General features: G+C 46.4%; 1 pseudogene. It reads left to right on the forward strand.

What is annotated here, in order from left to right:
* Positions 1-1,198: pseudogene (locus tag R7E47_RS24800) on the forward strand (ATP-binding protein); the annotation flags it as partial.
* Positions 1,199-1,200 lie beyond the last annotated feature (2 nt).

A 1,200-nucleotide genomic window follows, 5' to 3' on the forward strand; every position in this document is an offset into this window, starting at 1 on the left:
AAACAAATGGAACTGGTTTCTGATTTGGTTCACGGCGTGATCAGCCGTCACCTCAGCCTTGAACGTGAAGTCAAGTTAAGAAAGCGAGCGGAAGAGTCAGAAAAAGCGACGAAAGAGTTTGTCGCGATGATTAACCACGAGTTAAGAACGCCACTTAATGGCGTACTCGGCAGCGCAGAGCTGTTAAGCAAAACTCAGTTGGGAGAAGATCAACGGCAATATCTCGGTAATTTGATTCAGTCGGGCGATTTACTTCGCGTCATCATCAACGACTTGCTCGATTTCAGCAAGATGAATGCTGGCATGATGGAAATTATCGACAAGGTTTTTGCGTGGGATGATCTCGAAAAAGCCATTACGGGCGTATTTGCGGCGAAAGCGGCAGAGAAGCGCATTCATTTTTCTATCGACAAGAAGTTAGGCATTCCGGAGTTTCTGATTGGCGATTTAGAACGAATCACCCAAATCTTAGTCAATCTGATTGGGAACGCGATCAAATTTACCCATTTGGGCGGCGTGGTCTTGCGAGTCGAGTGGGTAAACGGCACTGCGTTTTTTTGAGGTGGAAGATACTGGAATTGGGATACCGTTAGCGGCGCAAAGTTCGTTGTTTGACCCTTTTGTACAAGTTGACCGCTCGGCAAAACGCAGTTTTGAAGGCTCAGGTTTGGGCTTAGCGATTTGTAAGAACCTCGTGGATTTAATGCAAGGTGAGATCAGTTTCGAAAGTGAAGAGCGCAAAGGTACAACGTTTAAAGTTTCCATCCCTTTAAAAGAGGGGCAAGCTCAAGGCGCAGCGTCGGGGGAGTTGGCTGTTGTCGAACGAAGCGACTTAGCTGGGCGCTCGATATTGGTGGTGGATGATATCCGAATGAACCAAGTCATTGTGACGCAGATGCTGAAAAAGCTCGACATTACTCCTGATTTAAAAGCCAATGGTTTGGAAGCGCTAGAAGCGGTTAAAAACAAAGATTACGAATTGATATTTATGGATTGTCGAATGCCGGAAATGGATGGTTACGAAGCAACGACTCACTTGCGACAAAAAGGCTTCGACCGTCCAATCATCGCCTTAACAGCAGGCACAACGATTGAAGAACGTCAAAAGTGCATTGATTCAGGCATGGACGACATCCTCACTAAGCCGTACACCGCAACCGATATTGAACAGATTATGTGTAAGTGGCTCGAGCAGTAGAC

Source organism: Vibrio sp. Vb1026 (genome assembly GCF_033338745.1).
In the GTDB taxonomy this organism is placed as follows: Bacteria; Pseudomonadota; Gammaproteobacteria; order Enterobacterales; family Vibrionaceae; genus Vibrio; species Vibrio alginolyticus.